The 19,438-nt window shown below is 74.6% G+C and carries 15 protein-coding genes, 1 other RNA gene and 1 pseudogene; 12 read left to right on the forward strand and 5 right to left on the reverse strand.

Features of this window, described 5'->3' with window-relative positions; all coding sequences use genetic code 11:
• Positions 1-32: 32 nt before the first annotated feature.
• Positions 33-749, forward strand: a pseudogene (locus VE614_RS33720) (DMT family transporter); the annotation flags it as partial.
• 115 nt (positions 750-864) lie between these two features.
• An RNA gene (rnpB, locus tag VE614_RS10230) (RNase P RNA component class A) lies at positions 865-1,267 on the forward strand.
• Between the two features lie 205 nt (positions 1,268-1,472).
• Here the strand turns inward: rnpB and VE614_RS10235 are convergent.
• Together VE614_RS10235 and VE614_RS10240 are read right to left on the reverse strand one after the other, a co-directional pair.
• Positions 1,473-2,336 (reverse strand): hypothetical protein, encoded by an 864-nt coding sequence (locus tag VE614_RS10235; RefSeq protein ID WP_324934922.1) that lies wholly within the window; start codon positions 2,334-2,336, stop codon positions 1,473-1,475.
• 182 nt (positions 2,337-2,518) lie between these two features.
• A complete protein-coding gene (locus VE614_RS10240) occupies positions 2,519-2,653 on the reverse strand; it encodes a hypothetical protein (protein ID WP_324934924.1) in 135 nt (44 codons plus the stop codon).
• 41 nt (positions 2,654-2,694) lie between these two features.
• Here VE614_RS10240 and VE614_RS10245 point away from each other — a divergent pair, with 41 nt between their 5' ends.
• The 5 genes from VE614_RS10245 (at position 2,695) to VE614_RS10265 (ending at position 10,681) form a co-directional block, all read left to right on the forward strand.
• Positions 2,695-4,392 carry a serine protease gene (locus VE614_RS10245; protein ID WP_324934925.1) on the forward strand — a complete coding sequence of 566 codons (1,698 nt, stop codon included), beginning with the start codon at positions 2,695-2,697 and terminating at the stop codon, positions 4,390-4,392.
• Positions 4,393-4,459: 67 nt separating this feature from the next.
• A complete protein-coding gene (locus tag VE614_RS10250) occupies positions 4,460-7,033 on the forward strand; it encodes a serine/threonine-protein kinase (RefSeq protein ID WP_324934927.1) in 2,574 nt (857 codons plus the stop codon).
• Positions 7,030-8,529 carry a VWA domain-containing protein gene (locus VE614_RS10255; RefSeq protein WP_324934929.1) on the forward strand — a complete coding sequence of 500 codons (1,500 nt, stop codon included), beginning with the start codon at positions 7,030-7,032 and terminating at the stop codon, positions 8,527-8,529. Before VE614_RS10250 ends, VE614_RS10255 begins: the two co-directional genes overlap by 4 nt.
• Positions 8,526-9,464, forward strand: a complete 939-nt coding sequence (locus tag VE614_RS10260) for a hypothetical protein (RefSeq protein WP_324934931.1) — start codon at positions 8,526-8,528, stop codon at positions 9,462-9,464. The genes VE614_RS10255 and VE614_RS10260 overlap by 4 nt, the downstream gene beginning before the upstream one ends.
• Complete coding sequence (locus VE614_RS10265) at positions 9,461-10,681, forward strand: ABC transporter substrate-binding protein (protein ID WP_324934932.1); 1,221 nt, start codon at positions 9,461-9,463, stop codon at positions 10,679-10,681. Before VE614_RS10260 ends, VE614_RS10265 begins: the two co-directional genes overlap by 4 nt.
• Before the next feature lie 144 nt (positions 10,682-10,825).
• Here the strand turns inward: VE614_RS10265 and VE614_RS10270 are convergent, their stop codons facing one another.
• A complete protein-coding gene (locus tag VE614_RS10270) occupies positions 10,826-11,398 on the reverse strand; it encodes a DoxX family protein (protein WP_324934933.1) in 573 nt (190 codons plus the stop codon).
• A gap of 189 nt (positions 11,399-11,587) precedes the next feature.
• Between VE614_RS10270 and VE614_RS10275 the strand changes: the two genes are divergently transcribed.
• A complete protein-coding gene (locus tag VE614_RS10275; protein WP_324934935.1) occupies positions 11,588-11,914 on the forward strand; it encodes a nuclear transport factor 2 family protein in 327 nt (108 codons plus the stop codon).
• Between the two features lie 246 nt (positions 11,915-12,160).
• Here VE614_RS10275 and VE614_RS10280 read toward each other — a convergent pair whose 3' ends face one another.
• On the reverse strand, positions 12,161-12,943 hold the full coding sequence (locus VE614_RS10280; RefSeq protein ID WP_324934937.1) for an SDR family oxidoreductase: 783 nt from the start codon (positions 12,941-12,943) through the stop codon (positions 12,161-12,163).
• A 134-nt stretch (positions 12,944-13,077) separates the two neighbouring features.
• Between VE614_RS10280 and VE614_RS10285 the strand changes: the two genes are divergently transcribed.
• Positions 13,078-14,718, forward strand: a complete 1,641-nt coding sequence (locus VE614_RS10285; protein WP_324934939.1) for an alkaline phosphatase D family protein — start codon at positions 13,078-13,080, stop codon at positions 14,716-14,718.
• Here VE614_RS10285 and VE614_RS10290 read toward each other — a convergent pair.
• Positions 14,705-15,775, reverse strand: coding sequence for a Gfo/Idh/MocA family oxidoreductase (locus VE614_RS10290; RefSeq protein WP_324934941.1), 1,071 nt, complete (start codon positions 15,773-15,775; stop codon positions 14,705-14,707). The two genes, VE614_RS10285 and VE614_RS10290, sit on opposite strands and share 14 nt — an antisense overlap.
• Positions 15,776-15,863: 88 nt before the next feature.
• Here VE614_RS10290 and VE614_RS10295 point away from each other — a divergent pair, with 88 nt between their 5' ends.
• The 3 genes from VE614_RS10295 (at position 15,864) to VE614_RS10305 (ending at position 19,427) form a co-directional block, all read left to right on the forward strand.
• Positions 15,864-17,147 (forward strand): multidrug effflux MFS transporter, encoded by a 1,284-nt coding sequence (locus tag VE614_RS10295; RefSeq protein WP_324934943.1) that lies wholly within the window; start codon positions 15,864-15,866, stop codon positions 17,145-17,147.
• Positions 17,111-18,274, forward strand: coding sequence for a serine hydrolase domain-containing protein (locus tag VE614_RS10300; RefSeq protein ID WP_324934945.1), 1,164 nt, complete (start codon positions 17,111-17,113; stop codon positions 18,272-18,274). The genes VE614_RS10295 and VE614_RS10300 overlap by 37 nt, the downstream gene beginning before the upstream one ends.
• A gap of 133 nt (positions 18,275-18,407) precedes the next feature.
• Positions 18,408-19,427, forward strand: a complete 1,020-nt coding sequence (locus VE614_RS10305; protein ID WP_324934947.1) for a small ribosomal subunit Rsm22 family protein — start codon at positions 18,408-18,410, stop codon at positions 19,425-19,427.
• Positions 19,428-19,438 lie beyond the last annotated feature (11 nt).

Genomic DNA, 19,438 nt, shown 5'->3' on the forward strand with positions numbered 1-19,438 from the left:
TGATGGGAGTGGTCTGGGGCATCCCCTATCTGATGATCAAGGTGGCGGTGGACGAGCTGTCCCCGTCCGTGGTGGTGTTCGCGCGGTGCGCGCTCGGCGCCGCGCTCCTGCTCCCCTTCGCACTCCGCCAGGGCGGCCTCGCCCGTACCGTGCGGACGCACTGGAAGCCGATGCTGGCCTTCGCCGTCATCGAGATCGTCGGCCCCTGGTGGACCCTGACCGACGCCGAACGGCACCTCTCCAGCTCGACCGCCGGACTCCTCATCGCGGGCGTGCCCATCGTCGCCGTCGTCCTCGCCCGCTTCTTCGGCGCCGAGGAACACGTGGGCGCCCGCCGCGTCACGGGACTCGCCCTCGGTCTCGCGGGCGTCACCGTCCTCACCGTGCCCCACCTCACCGGCGGCGACGCCCGCTCCCTGGCCGAGGTGCTGGTGACGGTCGTCGGCTACGCCACCGCCCCGCTGATAGCCGCCCGGCACCTCAAGGACGTCCCGACCCTCCAGCTCATCACCCCGTGCCTCGCCCTGGCCGCCGTCGTCTACGCCCCCGCCGCCTTCCTGACCCGGCCCGCCACCATGCCCTCGGGCGAGGTCCTGGCCGCCCTCGCGGGCCTCGGCGTCGTCTGCACCGCGATCGCCTTCGTGGCCTTCCTGGAACTGATCAAGGAGATCGGACCGACCCGGGCCGGCGTCATCACGTACGTCAACCCGGCGGTCGCCGTCGCCGCGGGCGCCCTCTTCCTGGACGAGGAGCTGACGCTCGGCATCGGTGTCGCCTTCACCCTGATCCTGGCGGGCTCGGTGCTGGCCACGGCCGCGGCGCCGAAACGGGACGTCCGGCGGGTACCATGGTCGACACGGCAGACGAGCCGGGCGGACGGCCGCGTGGAGTCCCCCTAGGGGGCTTCCCGAGGAACGTCCGGGCTCCACAGGGCAGGGTGGTGGCTAACGGCCACCCGGGGTGACCCGCGGGACAGTGCCACAGAAAGCAGACCGCCGGGGACCTCGGTCCTCGGTAAGGGTGAAACGGTGGTGTAAGAGACCACCAGTGCCCAGGGTGACCTGGGCAGCTAGGTAAACCCCACCCGGAGCAAGGTCAAGAGGGAACACCCCGGTGTTCCTGCGCGGACGTTCGAGGGCTGCCCGCCCGAGTCCGCGGGTAGACCGCACGAGGCCGGCGGCAACGCCGGCCCTAGATGGATGGCCGTCGCCCGGCGCTCCGCGAGGAGCACCGGGAACAGAACCCGGCGTACAGCCCGACTCGTCTGCCCTCAGGGCCTCTCGCCAGCAGGGCGACGAAGAAGAGCGCGTGCAGGATGACGTCGGTGCGCTCGCCGGGTGCCGCGTAGAAGTGGTGGCGGTGCCGGGCCATCCCCCACCAGGCGGGCACCAGCAGCACGTAGGCCAGCGTCGACGCCAGCTTCACCGAGGCGAGGAACTGCCAGACGGGCGGGACGTCGAGATCGCCGGTGCTCAGCCGCAACTCGTCGGCGTACGGGCGTGGAGCACGGAACCCGCGGCCACGAAGGTCGAGATCAGCACGGTGGCCAGGAGCGGAACGGCCCAGCCGACCCACTCGCCCCATGTCCACTGCCGCACCAGCAGCCACAGACCCGTGACCACGCCCAGCACGAGGACCGTGTGGAACACGCCGGACGGCGTCCAGCCGTCACTGCCGGCGACGCCCAGCCCGGCGGCGGTGAAGAAGCCCGACACACCGAGGACCACCACCGCGCCCGTCAGCCTGCCGTCGGGGAACAGCCGCCGGCCGGCCCGGGCCGCCCCCGCGGCACCGACGGCCGTCAGCACGCCCCAGAACCACCAGCTCGCCCGCACCGCGTGGGCCGCGCACACCAGGGCGACGGCCGGTACCAGGGCCCAGGCGACCGCGTGCACGGCCCTGCGCTCGCCCTCCTCCTCCGGCCACCGCCGCACCGAGTCCTTCCATATGCCGTCCAAGGGCCGCACGGCCACCTCGGAGGGGTTCGCCGCGCGTCCGGCGCGGGCCAGGCGCAGCGCCTGGCCCGCGGGTCCGGTCACGAGGCCCCCGGCGTCGTAGAAACCGCGCGTCAGCGTCCAGGAGGCGAAGTGCCTGCGCCAGGGCGAGCGCAGGGCCCGGCGCCTGCGCCGCGCGTCGATGACCCGCCACCGCGAGCGCGTCTCCCGGTCCCGGTGCACCTGCTCGGCACCCAGCACGTAGGCCTCCAGCCGCGCGGCCCGCGCCGCCTTGCGGACCCGTTCGGCGGCACCCCGGTCGCACCCCTTGGCGATGCCGAAGAGGCGCACCTCGATCTCGTAGACCCGCGCGTCGGGGTCGGGTGGGACCGCGTCCGCCAAGGGGCCCTGGCCTGCGGGGTGGTGGCCCGGACGGGCCAGCCGTGCCCGTCGAAGCGGTCCTTGGCCTCCTGCCAGTCGTCCGGTCCGCCCCGGACCTCCACGAAGACCCGCACCCGCTGGTCGTACCGTGTCTGCGCCATCGGCCGCTCCCCCCGGATCTTGCGTTCATCCGGCGTGGGAGGTTACGGGGGGCGGGTGGCGTGAGCCAATTCCACCGGCTTCAGGTCCACCTGGTTCTGGTGGACGGTCTGGCGGTCGACCGTGCCCGGCTCGTCCGTCAAACCGCTGCCATGGAAGCCGTGTTGAATAGTCGTCACATCAGTATGCGCCACCACCAAGCGCCCGTATAGTTACGAATATGGCTGCTGGCGGGGGAGTCCGAGCCGCCTCGTCGACGGAGACGCCGAGCTGGGCCGTGCGGATCCGGGGAGCGGACGGGGAGATCGCGGGGGCCGGCATTCTGCTGAGTCCCGACCGGGTTCTGACCTGCGCCCACGTGGTGAACCGGGCGGCGGCCCAGGTCACCGCGGAGTTCGTGGGCGCCGCCGGTCACACGGTGCCCGCGGTGCCGGCCTGGGTGGACGCGTATGTGCAGGAGACCGTGGACGCCGACGGCGATCCCAGTGGGGATGTCGCGCTGCTGCGGCTAAAGCGGCCCCGGCCGGCCGGGGAGGCGGTACGGCTGCACCGGCTGTCCGCGCCGGGCCGCGAGGTGCGGATGTACGGCTTCCCGTACGACCACAACGGCGGCATCTGGTTCCGCGCCACCATCGTCGGCGGCCGGGGCCGCGACGGGCAGGTGCAGCTCATCCCGACCAGCCCGGGCGAGCTGGCCAGCCCCGGATGCAGCGGCGCGGGCGTCGCCGACAGCCGTACCGGCGAGGTCATCGGCATGGTCCTCAGCGCCCTGCGGGACCGGCACGGCAACCTGTTCTCCTTCATGAGCCCGGCCGAGACCATCATCCGGCACCTGCCGCAGGTCCACCGGTGGACAGCCGGGCGCACCGCCGTCGACGACCGGCTGAAGTCCACCGAGGGCGACGCTTCCGCGGAACTGCTGGACGAGCCGTTCGCACAGCGCCTCGCCGCCTGGCTGCGCGACGACGGCCAGCAGGTGAAGATCAGCGTCGTCCGGCACGGCGACGGCGCCCGCGCCGCCACGCTGCGCCGCGCCATCACCCTCGCGGACCGCGAGTTACGCACCGCGGTCTCCGTGGACCGCGCCTCGCTCGATCCCCCGGACACCGTCCCGTCGGCCGGCGGTCACGATCTGGCGGTGGACGCCGCCGGGCTCACCGCCGCGGAGATCGCCGAGCGGATCGCCGAACGCATGGGGCTGTGGCAGCAGCCGGCCGATTCCGCGCTCGACCGGATCAGAGCCGCCGACGTCACCCTCACGCTGATCGTCGTCGGTGTCGACGAGGCGGCGGACCCGCCCGCGCTGCTCGACCTGCTGGACGTGCTGCGCGCCGGGGGCAGCCGGCTGCTCCTCGTCTTCCGCACCGCCGGTGCCTGCCACCACCAGGCCCGCCGTCAACTCGTGACCGAGCCCCTGCGGACCCGCCGCGCTCAACTCGTCGAGCGGCTGCGGGAGGTCACCGGACCGCTCGCCAGGGCCCTGTACGAGCGCCGGGCCGTGGTGGTGCCCCACGGGATCCGGCCCCCCGACCGGGACATCGTCGCCGCCCACGCCGCTCTCGCCGACCTCGTCCGCACCCAGGGCGACCTCGTGCCCGGCCCGGATCTCGCGCGCTACGAACGGCTGGCCGAACGGGTGGCCGCCCGGCTGGCGCGCGCCATCGGCCGGCTCGACGGGCTCCACGAGCGGCGCGAGGAACTGCGCGGCCGGCTGCGCGGCTACCACGTTCTGCACCAGCACTCCATCCAGGGCGAGGAGGACCCGGCGGTGGACGCTCTCTATCTCCGGGCACATGAGCTGCTCCAGGCCGCACCCTGCGACGTACGGGCGGCCGAGGCGGCGGTCGAGGCCTACACCCACCGGGTCGACCGCCACGACGGACAACGGCAGAACCAGGGCGGGGGGTCGTCGTCATGAGTACGGGGGTCGTCATGGGTGCGGCGGCGAGAACGGCGCCGGACACGCACCGCGAAGGGGGCCTGTCATGACGGGGCAGCCCTGTGTCAGACCCGACTGCCAGGACGGCCACATCATGGTCACCGGCTTCTGCGACACCTGCTTCCGCAAGGCGCTCGCGCCACCGGCCCGGCCGGTGCCGGACCCGGGGAACACCGGCCCCGGCCCCGGTTCCGACCCCGGCCCCGGTGAGCGGAGCGAACCGCCGCGCCGGCCGGCCACGCCGGGCCCGGGCGACCTCGAACTCGACCTCGACGGCCTGCTGGTGCTGCCGCACCTGCCCTCCCCGGAGCCCTCGGAGGCCGCCGACACCACCGCCCGGCCGCCCACCGGGGGACGGCGGTGCGGGGCCGACAACTGCGCCGGGACCATCGGGGTGTCGTACGACGGCGGGCCGGCGCCCGACCACGGGTTCTGCCCGGAGTGCGGTACCGAGTACTCGTTCCGGCCGAAGCTGCGCCCCGGCGACCGGGTCGGCGGCCACTACGAGGTGCTCGGCTACCTCGCGGTCGGCGGGCACGGCTGGGTCTATCTGGCCGAGGACACCCGCGTGCCGGGGCTGCGCGTCGTCCTCAAGGGGCTGATCAACACGGGGGACGCCGTGGCCCGGCGGGCGGCCGTCGAGGAGCGGCGCTCGCTGACCACGCTGCACCACCGGGACATCGTCCGCATCGTGACGTACGTCCAGCACCAGGCGGACGGGGACGCCCAGCCGACCGGCTACATCGTGATGGAGTACGTCGGCGGTCGCTCGCTCGCCTGGATCCGGTTCGCCCCGGAGGAGGAGCTGGCGCGGCTGTTCGGAGAGGGCGGGCTGCGGTTCGGGCATGTGATCACGTACGGCTGCAAGATCCTGGGCGCTCTGGAGTACCTGCACGACCAGGGCCTGCTGTACTGCGACATGAAGCCCGAGAACGTCATCCACTACGGGCGGGAGATCAAGGTCATCGACCTCGGCGCCATCCGCCGGATCGACGACCGGACGTCCGGGCTGGTGTACACCCACGGCTACTCCCCGCCGAAGAAGGAACGCGACGAGCGCGGCCTCGACGTCGACAGCGACCTCTACACCGTCGGCCGCACCCTGAAGGTGCTCGCCGAGCGCGCCACCCCGCCCGCCGGGCTCGCCGCCCGCTCCTTCGACGCGCTGATCCGCCGCGCCACCCACCCCGAGCCCGCCGCCCGGTTCGGCTCGGCGGCGGAGATGTCCCGCCAGCTGTGGGAGGTGCTGCGCGAGCACCAGGCGCTCAGCGGGCACGAGCCGTATCCGGAGCGGTCCACCCGGTTCGAGCCGACCGCGGCGGTCTTCGGCGCCGCCCTCGGCACGGTGCCGTCGCTGGAGCACTGGACCTCCCGTCGTGGTGCCGCGCCGCCGCCGCTGCCGGTCGGCGCCCCGCACCCGCGGGAGACGGCGCGGGCCCTGCCGGTCCCGATCCCCGACGCCGGGGACACCGCCGCCGTGCTGCTCGGCGGGCTCGCCGCCGGCACCCCGGGCCGGATCGCCGAGCGGGCGGAGCGCGACCCGGCGCTGCGCACCGTGGAGACGGCGCTGTGGCTGTGCCGCGCCTATCTCGCCGCCGGGGACGAGCTGCGGGCCGACACCTGGCTCGGGGTGGCGCGCGAGCGCAGCGGCGACTACGACTGGCGGATCTTCTGGCACTACGGGCTGGTGCATCTGATGCGGGGCCACGTCGAGCGGGCCGAGGGCGAGTTCGCCGCCACCTACGCCGCCCTCCCGGGCGAGGCCGCGCCCAAACTGGCCCTCGGCTACTGCTCGGAGTACCTGGCCGGGCGCATGCGGGAGGCCGCCGAGCCCGGCCCGGTGACCGAGCGGGACCGCACGGCACGGCAGCCGGCGGCGGCGCGGGCGCGGCACCCCGTCACCGGCCGCGCGCTCCGGAGCGGCGAGGAACAGGCGGCCGGGCGGCGGGCGGCGGACCGGGAGCGGCAGGCCGAGGAGTACTACGAGGCGGTGTGGCGGCGGGACCGCACCCAGGGCAGCGCCGCCTTCGGGCTGGCCCGCATCCAGCTGAGCCGGGGCGACCGGGGACGGGCCGTCGCCGTGCTGGACGAGGTGCCGACGACGTCCCGGCACTACGACGCCGCGCGCGTCGCCGCGATCCGGGCGCTGGCCGGCACGCTGCCGGGCGGGCAGCCGCCGCCGGTCGACCGGCTGGTGGAGGCCGCCGAGCGGGTGACCGGGCTGTATCTGGACGACAGCGGGTCGCGGGACCGGCTGGTCACCGAACTCCGGGAGTACGCGCTGGCCTGCCGTCCGCCCGGCGGCTGGGGCGCCGGCTTCCCCGTCGGGGGGCTGTTCGGGGCGGAGGACACCCCGGAGGCGCTGTGCCGCTTGCTGTCCCGGTCGCTGAAGCGGCTCGCGGACCAGGCGGGCAGCCCGGGGGAGCGCGGCGATCTGCTCGATCTGGCGTACGCGGTGCTGCCGGAGCCGGCCGGGCTGCGGGAACTGCTGCGGGGCCGCCGGCGCACGGCGGAGGCGTGGGGCGTGGGGCGCAGGGGTGAGGAGAAGAGACGGGATACGGCGACGGCGGAGCGCGGCGGAGCGCGCGGCGTACGGCGGCGGAGGCGGGACGGCGTATGACGGCGTACGGCGGCGACGAGGGGGAGGTGCACGGACCCGTGGAGACAGGAGCGCCCCGGGAGGGCGGGACGGGCGGGCAGGTCACGGTCGGGCTGGAGATCAGCCAGTGGAAGTACCTGTCCGGTGAGACGAGCGACCCGCAGATGCACGCCATCCTCAGCCTCCGGGTGGACGGCACCGAGGGCGGCGGCGGCCCGGGGCCGGTGCTCGCGCAGGTGCTGGCGGTGGACTGCTCGGGCTCGATGACCTGGCCGCCGGAGAAGCTGCACGCCGCCCAGCAGGCGGCCGTGGCGGCGATCCGGAAGCTGCCGGACGGCACGCCGTTCGCGGTGGTCCGCGGCAGCGACGTCGCGACCATGGCCTACCCGGGCGCTCCGGGCATGGCCCGGGCGGACGCCCGCAGCCGGGCGGAGGCGGAGCGGGCGGTGCTCCGGCTGGTCGCGGGCGGCGGCACCTGCATCGGCGCCTGGCTGGACCTCGCCCGCCGGCTGCTGACGGAGCAGGGCGCGCCCATCGGGCATGTGCTGCTGCTCACCGACGGCAGGAACGTGAACGACGAGCGGATGCCGCTGGACGGGGTGCTGGACGCCTGCGCGGGCCGTTTCGTGTGCGACGCGTGGGGCATCGGCGACGGCTGGGACGGCCACGAGCTGCTGAGGATCACCCGCAGGCTGCACGGCAGCGCCTCCTCGGTGCGCGAGGAGGCGGCCCTCCCGGGCGAGTACCAGCGGCTGATGGACCGGCTGCTCACCAAGAGCGTGCCCGAGCTGGCGATCTCCGTGACGCCGATGGCCGGGGCCGCAGTCCGCTATCTCAAGCAGGTCTTCCCCACCGAGGTGGAGCTGCCCGCCGAGGGGGGCAGCCGGCGGTTCGTCACCCGCGCCTGGGGCGACGAGACCCGCCGCTACCAGCTGTGCCTGTCCGCCGACCCGGCCGGGCGTCCGCGCGGGGAGGACCTCCAGCTCGCCGTGGTCGCCGTCGAGGTGCCCGGCGGTGAGGTGCGGCTGCCGCCGCCGAAGCCGTGCGTGGTGCACTGGACCGACAACCCGGCCCTGTCCGGGCAGACCGACCCCCAGGTCGAGCACTTCGAGGCGCATCAGCGGCTCGGCGAGGCCGTCGCCGCCGCCACCGACGCGCACCGCCGCAAGGACCGGGGCCTGGCGGAGCAGCACCTGGGCCGGGCCGTGCAGCTGGCCCGGGCGATGGGCGCCGACGAGCACCTGACCCGGCTGGCCCGGCTGGTGGAGATCGAGGACGCGCGGACCGGGCGGGTCCGGCTGCGCTCCGAGGTGCAGGCGGTCGACTTCCAGCACCTGATCACCGCGAGCAGCCACAGCACCTACGGCCCCTCGTCCGGCACCGGCAGCGCCGCGGGGGCCACGGGCGCCGCGGGGCCGGGGACGGCCACCCTGCTCTGCCCGGCCTGCTCGAAGAAGGCACCGGCCGCCGCCCGGTTCTGCCCGCACTGTGGCCATCCCTTCCAGGAGCGGCCGTGAGCACCACCCGCCCGGAGCTGATCCGAAGACTCCGGTGGCTGCTGGGGCTCGGGCTGGCCACCACCCTCGCGCTGTTCGTCGCCTACCGGGGGGTGCACGACGACACCGTGCCGCTGTCGTCGGCGAGCGCCCCCGGCATCCTCGCGGTCGACACGGCGCGCAGCGCGATGAGCCAGGCTCACGAGGTGGTCGAGGACAGCGGGCGGACGGGCGACATGAGCGGCGAGTTCCACACCCGGATCTCGGTCGCCCACCAGAGCCTCGCCCTGGCCGCCTCGGAGAACGTCACCGGCCTGGCGGGCCGCCACGACCTGCAGACCATCACCGGGCTGATCGCCGTCTACTCGGGCTGGGTGGAGCGCTGGGGCCAGGAACCGGAGGGCTCCCCGCTGCGCGCCGCCTATCTGCACTACGCGGAACAGGTCCTCGGCCAGGGCAGCGCGCCCGGCACCGACGGTGACATCATGAGCCGCCTCGACGCGCTGCGCGCCGAACAACTGGACGAGGCCCAGCGGCAGGCGGACTTCCCCTGGCAGCAGTGGCTGTGGTGGAGCGTCGTCGCGATGCTGTACGTCGCGCTGATCCTGGCGCTGCTGGAGGCCCAGCGGTACCTCCGGCGCCGCTTCCGCACGCCGGTGCAGCCGCTGCTGCTCGCCGCCACCGCGCTGTGCGGGCTGGGCGTGCCGGTGCTGGCGTGGATCACGCTGACGGCACAGGGCGCCATGTCCGACTCCGTCCGCTGGATCCGCGTACCGCGCGGGAACCCGGACGACATCCCCCTGGTCGCCGACCAGGTGGACGGCGCGCTGGCGAACGCCGGATGGTGGGCGTCGCTGTCCGACGGGGTGCTGCTCGCGGGCGCCGTGCTGCTGATCCTCATGGCGGCGGGGCTGTGGCCGCGCATCGCCGAATACCGGTTCCGGGGGCGGCGATGAGACGACCACGACCTCGTACGCTCCTCGTCCTCGCGGTCTGCCTGGCGCTGCTCGGCACCGGCGTGTACGCGGGGGTGCGCTGGGCGCAGGCCTGGAAGGGCTCGGTGACCCTGCTCGCCAACTGGAGCGGCGCCGAGCGCGAGCAGTTCGAGGAGAACGTCATCGAGCCGTTCGAGGACGAGTACCGCATCGACGTCGTCTATCAGGGCAGCTCCGCGCTCAGCCAGGTGCTCGCCGCCGACATAGCGGCCGGCAATCCGCCGGACGTGGCGGTGCTGCCGGGGCCCGGGGAGCTGCTGGCGTACGCGGTCGACGGACGGCTCCACCCCCTCGACGGGCTGTTCGACCGCAGCCACTACGACGGCATCTGGGCCCCCGAGGTGACCGTCCCGGGACTCGGCGGCCACACCTACTGGCTGCCGGTGAAGACCGGCCTGAAGAGCATGGTCTGGTACGCGGGGGACCGGCCCACCACGCGCTCGGCGGCCGGGCCGGAGCGGTGGTGCCTGGGGATGGAGTCCGGCGCCACCTCCGGCTGGCCGGGCACCGACTGGGTGGAGGACATCCTCCTCCAGCAGGCCGGGCCGGCCGTCTACGCGGACTGGGCGAACGGCAGGCTGCCGTGGACCGATGCCGCCGTTCGCAAGGCCTGGACGACCTGGGGCGAGATGGCCGGCGCGGGCGGGCGCCGGGCCGAGGAGGCGCTGACGGCCGGCTTCGGCGCGGACTGCGCCCCGGGACGCCTGGAGCACCAGGGTTCCTTCCGGGCCGGCCACTGGCAGCGGGCGGGCGGTGACTACGTCCACTTCGCCGAGGTCGTCCCGGACGCCGGGCCGCGGGCCGGGGCCTGGGAGGTCTCCGGGGACCTCGCGGCCCTGCTCGATCCGACACCGGAGGCCCGGCAGCTGATCCGCTATCTCGCCGACCCCGGTACCGCGCTGCCCCAGCACACGGCGAACAAGGCGGCGCCGGAAGGCGGTCAGGGCGGCACGGCGGACGAGGTGGGGAAGATCCTGCGCGGCGAGACGGGCGGGTCCCGCTGCTGGGACGCCTCCGATGTGATGCCACGTGCCACCCGGGACGCCTTCCACCAGGCGGTACTGCGCTATCTCGTCGAACCGGAGGGCCTGGACGACCGTCTGAGGGAGCTGGAGGAACTGGACGAGGTCGAGGAGCTGAACACCGGTCAGGAACTCCCGGTGTGCGGCGGGGGCTGAGCGGACCGGCCCGACGACCTGAGCCGGACGAGCCTGACTCGGCGTCGCCTCGCCGGACGGCAGGCCCCGGGCGGGACCTTGTCGAGCGGCCGTCGGCGCCGGGTGGTCTTGCCGGGTGGCGCCGGCTCAGCGTGGCCTCGCCGGTCAGCCCTGGCTCGGCGGCGTCTCGTCGAACAGGGCGTCCTGCTCTGCTTCGACGCTCTCCGACTCCCGCTGGAGCCGTTTCACCCGGGTGCCCACCACCACCGCGGTCGCGGCGGCTGCCGTGCCGAGTGCGGCCGGGACCATCCAGCCGCGGTCCAGGACATGGCCGAGGGCGTGGTCCAGGGAGAGGCGGCCCGGGCCGGTGACGGCGAGACCGATCGCGGCGAGGCCGAGGGTGGCGGCGTACTCGTAGCCGCCCTCCTGGTTGAAGAAGCCGTTGGGGGCGTGCACGGCCGCCGCGCCCGCCATCGCCCCGGCCGCCGCCGCGCCCGCCGCCGGGGTGGCCAGGCCCAGCGCGAGCAGGGTGCCGCCGCCGGTCTCGGCGATGCCCGCCGCGGTGGCGCTGGCCTTGCCGGGCCGGTAGCCCACGGACTCCATGAACTGGCCGGTGCCCTCGATGCCGTGGCCGCCGAACCAGCCGAACAGCTTCTGCGTGCCGTGCGCGACGAGTACCCCGCCGGCCCCCAGCCGAAGCAGCAGCAGGCCCAGATCACGTCGGTCGTAGAACGTCACGTTGACTCCCGGAGCAGACGAGTGGAACAAGCGTGTGGTGCGGTCCCGCCCCGGTTCCCCGGTCCCACGGTCGCATCCCTCCGCCCCTCCGGTCCCTTCCGCGACGGCCGTTCGGGTGGCGGCGCCCGCACGGACCGCCTCCGCACGTCCCGGGTGGCGCGGGCCCGGACCCGGTGTGACGCTGACCGCATGACGATTCACACCGCCAGGCTGAGCGACCCCGCCGTCCGCGCCTTCGTCAACGCGGTCAACTCCCATGACCGCGAGGGCTTCATGGCATTGCTGGCGCCCGGCGCGACCATGGCGGACGACGGCTCGGACCGGGACCTCGCGGAGTGGATCGACCAGGAGATCTTCTCCACGCACGGGCACCTGGAGGTCGACAACGAGTCGGCCGACGGCCGGGCCGTCGTCGCCCGCTACCGCAACGACACCTGGGGCGAGATGCGCACCCGCTGGCGCTTCACCGTCGAGGACGACGGACGGATCTCGCGCTTCGAGACCGGGCAGGCGTGACCGCGCACCCCGCTCGTGTGACACGGCGGCCGCTCCACGGCCCGGTGCGCACCCCGCGGTCCCTCGCGAGGTCCACCCCCAGCCCGATGCCGTGGAACGGCTGCCGCCTCCCCCTGGTGATGGCCCGCGGGAGCTCGACACTCCAAGTGTGAAGTTCCTGTGGAGGAGAGTTGAGCACAGGCCCACCGGCGGGGGCAATGGGACGGCTGGTCGCACTCCCCTGGAGCGAGCGGATCCCGCCACGGCTCAGCCGCGGCCCCCGTACGGCATCGCCGTCGCCAGCACCGTCGCGAACTGCACATTCGCCTCCAGCGGCAGCTCTGCCATGTGCCGTACGGTGCGGGCCACATCGGCCACGTCCATGACCGGTTCCGGCGTGATCTCGCCGTTCGCCTGGAGCGCCCCCGTCTGCATCCGGGCCGTCATGTCGGTCGCCGCGTTGCCGATGTCGATCTGGCCGACCGCGATGTCGTACGGCCGCCCGTCCAGGGACAGCGACTTGGTCAGCCCGGTCAGCGCGTGCTTGGTGGCCGTGTAGGCGACCGAGTGCGGGCGCGGGGTGTGCGCCGAGATCGAGCCGTTGTTGATGATCCGGCCGCCCCGCGGGTCCTGCTCCTTCATCTGCCGGTACGCCGCCTGCGCGCACAGGAACGCCCCGTTGAGGTTGGTGTCCACCACGTGCCGCCAGGCGTCGTACGGCAGTTCCTCGACCGGCACCCCGCCCGGCCCGAACGTGCCCGCGTTGTTGAACAGCAGGTCCACCCGCCCGAACCGCTCGACGGCGGCCGAGAACAGCGCCGCCACGTCGTCGGGGCGTGACACGTCCGTCGGTACGGCGAGCGAGGCACCCTCCGGCACCCGCGCGGCCGTCTCCTCCAGGGGCTCGGCGCGCCGGCCGGCCAGCGCCACCGACCAGCCCGCGCGCAGCAGCTCCACGGCGACCGCGCGCCCGATGCCGGAGCCCGCGCCGGTCACCACGGCGATCCTCGGCCGGCCCTCCGCCCCGCTTCCCGTTCGCTTCTCGTTCATGGGCCCGCAGCGTACGGGAGGGTCCGCCATCCGGAACTCATCTGTCCGTCATGCGATTGTCCTGTACACGCCTACCGCGGGTCGTCCCCGGCCACTCCAATGCCTGAGGCATCCATTCGCCAGGGGAGGACCGGATGACCCACGCAGCCCGCCAGCCAGAGCACGCCCCCGAACTCCGCGCCGCCGCCCGACACGTGGGCCGGCGCGGCTTCCTCACCGCCACCGGCGCGGCCGCCGCCCTCGCCTTCGCCGTAGGCCTCCCGGCCGCCGGCACCGCGGGCGCCGCCGAACTCGACGCCGCCCGCATCACCGAGAACCCCTTCACCCTCGGCGTCGCCTCCGGTGACCCGCTGCCCGGCTCGGTCCTGCTGTGGACCCGCCTCGCCCCCGCCCCGTACCAGCCCGACGGCGGCCTCCCCGCCGAGCGCGTCACCGTGCACTGGGAACTGGCCCACGACGAGCGCTTCCGCCGGATCGTCAGACGCGGCGCCGCCCCCGCGCACCCCGAGTTCCACCACGCCGTGCACGTCGAGGTCGCCCACCTCGCCCCCGGCCGCGTCTACTACTACCGCTTCCGCGCCGGCCGGTGGATCAGCGAGACCGGCCGCACCCGCACCGCGCCCGCCCCCGGCGAGCGGGCCGCCGCGCTGCGTCTGGCCGCCGTCTCCTGCCAGGCCTACCACGACGGCTACTTCACCGCGTACGGTCATCTCGCCCAGGACGACGTCGACGCGGTCTTCCACCTCGGCGACTACCTGTACGAGTACGCCGTCGACTCCGCCGGCGGGCAGCGCCGGTACACCGACCGGGTCCTCCCCGCCCACTTCAACCGCGAGACGGTCACCCTGGAGGACTACCGGCTGCGGTACGCCCTCTACAAGACCGACCCAGACCTGCGCGCCGCGCACGCCGCGCACCCCTTCGTCGTCACCTGGGACGACCACGAGACCGAGAACAACTACGCCGGCGACACCCCCGAGAACACCGTCCCGCCGGAGGAGTTCCTGCTGCGCCGCGCCGCCGCCTACCGCGCCTACTGGGAGAACCAGCCGCTGCGCCGCCCCCAGCGCCCCGACGGCCCCGACATGCGGCTCTACCGCCGCCTGCACTGGGGCGACCTCGCCCAGTTCGACATCCTCGACACCCGCCAGTACCGCACCAACCAGGCCTACGGCGACGGCGCGCGGATCCCCGGGCCCGAGGTCGACGACCCGGCGCGCACCATGACCGGCGAGACCCAGGAGCGGTGGCTGCTCGACGGCTGGCAGCGGTCCCGGGCGCTGTGGAACGTCGTCCCGCAGCAGGTCGTCTTCTCCCAGCGAGAGTTCGACCTGACCGAGCCGTCCCGGGTGTCCATGGACGCCTGGGACGGCTACCGCGCCTCGCGCCGCCGGGTGCTGGACGGCGCGCGGGCGGCCGGGGTGGAGAACCTGATGGTGCTCACCGGTGACGTGCACGTCGGCTACGGCTTCGACATCAAGGAGAACTTCGACGATCCCGCCTCCCGCACGGTCGGCACCGAGATCGTCGCGACTTCGATCGCCAGCGGCCGCGACGGCGCCGACAAGCCCGCCAACTGGGACACCTATATGCGGGCCAACCCGCACCTGCGGTTCTACAACGGGCGGCGCGGCTACGTCGCGGTCACCCTCGGGCGGCAACGGGCGCGGGCCGACTTCAGGACCGTGCCGTACGTGACGACGCCGGGGGCGCCGGTCACGACGGCCGCGTCCTTCGTGACCCAGGTGGGGGAGCCGGGGCTCACGCCGGCGTGAGCTGTGCGGTGGGGTCCTCGTCGGGGTTGCCGTCGACGTCACCGCCGGGGTCACGGTCGGGGGCCTCACCCGGGTAGCGGACGCCGACGCGCTCCCGGATCGCGTCGAGCGTCCGCATCACGGCGAGCGTGCCGTCGAGCGGAACCAGCGGGGACTCGGTCTCCCCGGCGCGCAGGGCCCGCATCACCTCGCGGGCCTCGTGCTTGAGGCTGTGGTGCGGGGCGTCGGCCGGGTCGTGGACGAACTCCTCCGGCTCGCGCCCCGCGCGGTGCAGCACGAACCGCTCGGGCATGAAGAAGCCGTGCGGGACGTCGATCCGGCCGTGCGAACCGGTGACGGAGGCCGCCGTCGGCGTACCGCCGACGATGGAGCAGTGCACCGAAGCGAGAGCGCCGCTCTCATAGGAGAGCACCGCCCCCGTCTGGAGATCGACGCCCTCCTCCGAGAGCACCGCACTCGCCGCGATCCCCGCCGGCTCACCCAGCAGCAACTGCGCGAACGACACCGGATACACCCCCAGATCCAGCAGCGCGCCCCCGCCCTGCAACGGGTCCCGCAGCCGGTGCGAGGGCGGGAACGGGCCGGCCAGCCCGAAGTCCGCCTGCACACTGCGCACCTCGCCGATCGCCCCGTCCTCGACCAGCGCCTTGAGCCGCCGCATCACCGGCGAGCAGTACATCCACATGGCCTCCATCAGGAAGCGCCCGTGCTCCCGCGCCAGCGCCACCAGCTCCCCGGCCTCACGCGCGTTCAGCGTGAACGGCTTCTCCAGCAGCACGTTCCGCCCCGCCGCCAGACACAGCCCGGCCGCCGCCCGGTGCGCCGCGTGCGGCGTGGCCACGTACACCACGTCCACGTCCTCGTCCCGCGCCAGCGCCGCCCAGTCGCCGTACGCCCGGTCGACCCCGAACCGCTCCGCGAACGCCTTCGCCGACGCCTCCGTCCGCGAGGCCACCGCCACCACCTCCGCGTCCGGCAGATCCACCAGATCCGCCGTGAACGCGGCGGCGATCCCGCCGGTCGCCAGGATTCCCCACCGCACGCTGTCCGCCGTCATTCCCCGCCCCACGCTCCGCTCAGTGACACCAGGCACTCCGTACGAGCTGAGAGCATAGGGACCGGACTGCGGAAAAAGGGAGGGGCCAATGCCCGAAGGCGGGGCATCCATACCGGAACTGTCGCAGGCGGCCGCACCGAAGGCGCGGCCGCCCCTCGATGCGCGGCGCCGGGCCGGACTGCTGGTGACCCTGGTCCTCGGCGGGCTGACCGCCACGCCCCCGCTGGCGATGGACATGTACCTCCCCGCGCTGCCGGAGGTCACCCGTTCCCTGACCGCCCCCGCCGCGACCGTCCAGCTCACCCTGACCGCCTGCCTGGCCGGCATGGCGCTCGGGCAGCTGGTGGTCGGCCCGATGAGCGACCGCTGGGGCCGCCGCCGCCCGCTGCTCGTCGGCCTCGCCGTGTACATCGTCGCCACGGCCCTGTGCGCCCTGGCGCCCACCGTCGAGACCCTGGTCGCCTTCCGGCTGGCGCAGGGCCTCGCGGGCGCCGCCGGCATCGTCATCGCCCGGGCGATCGTGCGCGACCTCTACGACGGCGTCGAGATGGCACGCTTCTTCTCCACCCTCATGCTGATCTCCGGCGTCGCCCCGATCGTCGCCCCGCTGATCGGCGGGCAGATCCTGCGCGTCACCGACTGGCGGGGCGTGTTCGTCGTGCTCACCGTCGTCGGGGTGCTGCTCGCCGGGGTGGTGTGGGCGAAGCTGCCCGAGACCCTGCCGGCCGCCGACCGGCACGAGGGCGGGGTCGGCGAGGCGCTGCGCTCGATGCGCGGGCTGTTGAGCGATCTGCCGTTCACCGGCTACATGCTCGCGGGCGGCTTCGCCTTCGCCGCCCTGTTCGCGTACATCTCCGCCTCCCCGTTCGTCATCCAGGAGATCCACGGCGCGTCCCCGCAGACCTTCAGCCTGCTGTTCGGCCTGAACTCGGTCGGCCTGGTCGTGGCGGGGCAGATCAACGGCAAGGTGCTGATCGGGCGGGTCCGGCTGGACCGGGTGCTCGCCGTCGGCCTCACCGTCGTCGTCCTCGCCGCCACCGCGCTGCTGCTGATGTCGCTCGGTGTCTTCGGCGAGGTGGGCCTCGCGCCGGTGGCCGCCGCGCTGTTCGTGCTGATGTCCGCGATGGGCATCACCCTGCCCAACACCCAGTCGCTGGCCCTGCTGCGCACCCGGCACGCGGCCGGCTCCGCGTCCGCCCTGCTCGGCACGTCCTCCTTCCTCATCGGCGCGATCGCCTCCCCGCTGGTCGGCATCGCCGGGGAGGACACCGCGGTCCCGATGGCGGTCGTCCAGCTGTCGGCCGCGCTGGTGGCGGCGGTCTGCTTCCTGGCCCTGTGCCGTCCCTGGCGGAGCGAGGAGGAGGAGAGCTGAGCACGCCGAAGCTGCGCGGCGGAACCCCGGAGCGGGCCGGGCTCGACCCGGTCGAGACGGGCCATCTGATCCGCGAGGTCCGCGCCCTCACCGCCGGGGACCGCCCGTGGGCGGCCGGCGCGGTGGTGGTCGCCGGGCGCGGACCGGTGGTCGCCGTGGCCGAGGCGGCGGGCTGGGCCGTGCGGTACACGGCGTACGACCCGCAGCGCGACGCCGGGGTGGAGCTGCCCGAGACCGCCCGGGTGCCGATGACCGTCGACACCCCCTTCGACCTGGCCTCGCTGACCAAGCTGTTCACCTCCGTCGCGGCCGTGCAGCAGATCGAGCGGGGCACGCTCGGCATCGACGCCCGGGTCGGCGCGTACCTGCCGGAGTTCCGCGCGGCGGCCCGGCACGGCGTCACCGTACGGCAGCTGCTCACCCACACCTCCGGGCTGCGCCCCGAACTGCCGCTGTACGACTGCGCCGACGACGCGGAACGGCTTGCCCTGCTGCGGGCCGAGCCGCCCACGGGGGAGCCCGGCGTGCACCGCTACTCGGACCTGAACATGCTGCTCCTCCAGCACGTCCTGGAGCGGATCACGGGACGGTCCCTGGACGCCCTGGTCCGGGACGGCATCACCCGCCCGCTGGGCATGACCGCCACCCGCTTCGGGCCCTGCCCCGGCGCGGCGGCGACCGAGGACCAGCGGCGGCCGTGGGCCAAGGCGGACCGGGGCATGCTCCGGGGCGTGGTGCACGACGAGAACGCCTGGGCGCTGGGCGGCGTCGCCGGGCACGCCGGGCTCTTCTCCACCGGGCGGGACCTGGCGGTGTTCTGCCGGGCGCTGCTCGCGGGCGGCGCGTACGGGCCCGCCCGCATCCTGGGCCCGGACTTCGTCGACCTGCTGCTGAGCCCGCCCGGCCTGGGTTTCGCCCTGGACCAGCCCCGGTTCATGGGCGCCCTCGCGGGGCGGGGCGCCGCCGGGCACACCGGGTTCACCGGAACGTCCCTGGTGCTGGACCCGGCGACGGACACCTTCCTGGTCCTGCTGGCGAACACCGTCCACCCAAGACGCAAACCCCCGAACAGCGCCCCACGCGCGGCAGCGGGCTCCCGGATGGCGCGAGCCGTGTGGGGGCCTTGACCGGGGAGCCGACCGGGGCCTGGCGGGGGGCGCACCATCATCAAAGGCTGTCATCGGAGGCCGCCACCCGGGTCGTCCCCGGGGTGCCGGGCAGGGCGTCGGCGGGGTGTCGGGGACCTGAGAGAATCGCAGGGTGAACGCCCCCGCTCCCACCCCCCTGACCGCCCCGGCCGAGACCTTGCGGGCCGCGCTCGCCGGGCTGCTCGACGGGCTGCCGCCCAAGCGGGCCGCGCAGGCCGTGGACCGGCTGATCGCCAGCTACCGGGGGGCCACGCCGACCGACGCGCCCATCCTGCGGGACCGGGCCGATGTGGCGGCGTACGCGGCATACCGGATGCCGGCCACCTTCGAGGCGGTGCGCTCGGCGCTCGGGGCGTTCGCCGACGCGGCGCCCGGCTGGGTGCCCGGCAGCCACACCGACGTCGGAGGCGGGACCGGCGCCGCCACCTGGGCGGTCAGCGCGACCTGGCCGGGAGCGCGGCCGGTGACCGTGCTGGACTGGGCCGAGCCCGCGCTGGCGCTCGGCCGGGAGCTGGCCGCCGCGAACCCGGCGCTGCGGGACACCCGCTGGCAGCGCTCTCGGATCGGAGCGGCGCTCACCCTGGAGAGCACTGATCTCGTCACCGTGTCGTACGTCCTCAACGAACTGTCCGAACCCGACCGCGCCGCCCTCGTCGACGCCGCCGCCGGGGCCGCGCAGGCCGTCGTGATCGTCGAGGCCGGCACCCCGGGCGGCTACGCCCGTCTGCTCGCCGCCCGGGACCGCCTGATCGCCGCCGGGTTCCGCATCGCCGCCCCTTGCCCGCACAGCGCCGCCTGCCCCATCGCCCCCGGCTCGGACTGGTGCCACTTCTCGGCCCGGGTCGCCCGTTCCTCCCTGCACCGTCAGGTCAAGGGCGGCTCCCTCGCGTACGAGGACGAGAAGTTCAGCTACGTCGCCGCAGCCCGCTTCCCCGTCGCCCCGGCCCCCGCCCGCGTCGTCCGCAAGCCGCAGATCCGCAAGGGCCAGGTCCTGCTCGACCTGTGCGAGACCGACGAGCGGCTGAGCCGGACGACGGTCACCAAACGCCACGGCGACGACTACCGCGCCGCCCGCGACGCCGACTGGGGCGACGCCTGGCCGCCGGCGCGGGACACCGACGGCCCGGTCTGACTCAGTCCCGC

This window comes from Streptomyces sp. (assembly GCF_035645055.1).
Taxonomy (GTDB): domain Bacteria; phylum Actinomycetota; class Actinomycetes; order Streptomycetales; family Streptomycetaceae; genus Streptomyces.

Excerpts from the sequence above, each read along its gene's own strand:
- VE614_RS10245 (WP_324934925.1), top strand. The coding sequence starts at position 2,695 with ATGGCTGCTGGCGGGGGAGTCCGAGCCGCCTCGTCGACGGAGACGCCG.
- VE614_RS10250 (WP_324934927.1), top strand. The coding sequence starts at position 4,460 with ATGACGGGGCAGCCCTGTGTCAGACCCGACTGCCAGGACGGCCACATC.
- VE614_RS10255 (WP_324934929.1), top strand. The coding sequence starts at position 7,030 with ATGACGGCGTACGGCGGCGACGAGGGGGAGGTGCACGGACCCGTGGAG.
- VE614_RS10265 (WP_324934932.1), top strand. The coding sequence starts at position 9,461 with ATGAGACGACCACGACCTCGTACGCTCCTCGTCCTCGCGGTCTGCCTG.
- VE614_RS10275 (WP_324934935.1), top strand. The coding sequence starts at position 11,588 with ATGACGATTCACACCGCCAGGCTGAGCGACCCCGCCGTCCGCGCCTTC.
- VE614_RS10280 (WP_324934937.1), bottom strand. The coding sequence starts at position 12,943 with ATGAACGAGAAGCGAACGGGAAGCGGGGCGGAGGGCCGGCCGAGGATC.
- VE614_RS10285 (WP_324934939.1), top strand. The coding sequence starts at position 13,078 with ATGACCCACGCAGCCCGCCAGCCAGAGCACGCCCCCGAACTCCGCGCC.
- VE614_RS10290 (WP_324934941.1), bottom strand. The coding sequence starts at position 15,775 with ATGACGGCGGACAGCGTGCGGTGGGGAATCCTGGCGACCGGCGGGATC.
- VE614_RS10295 (WP_324934943.1), top strand. The coding sequence starts at position 15,864 with ATGCCCGAAGGCGGGGCATCCATACCGGAACTGTCGCAGGCGGCCGCA.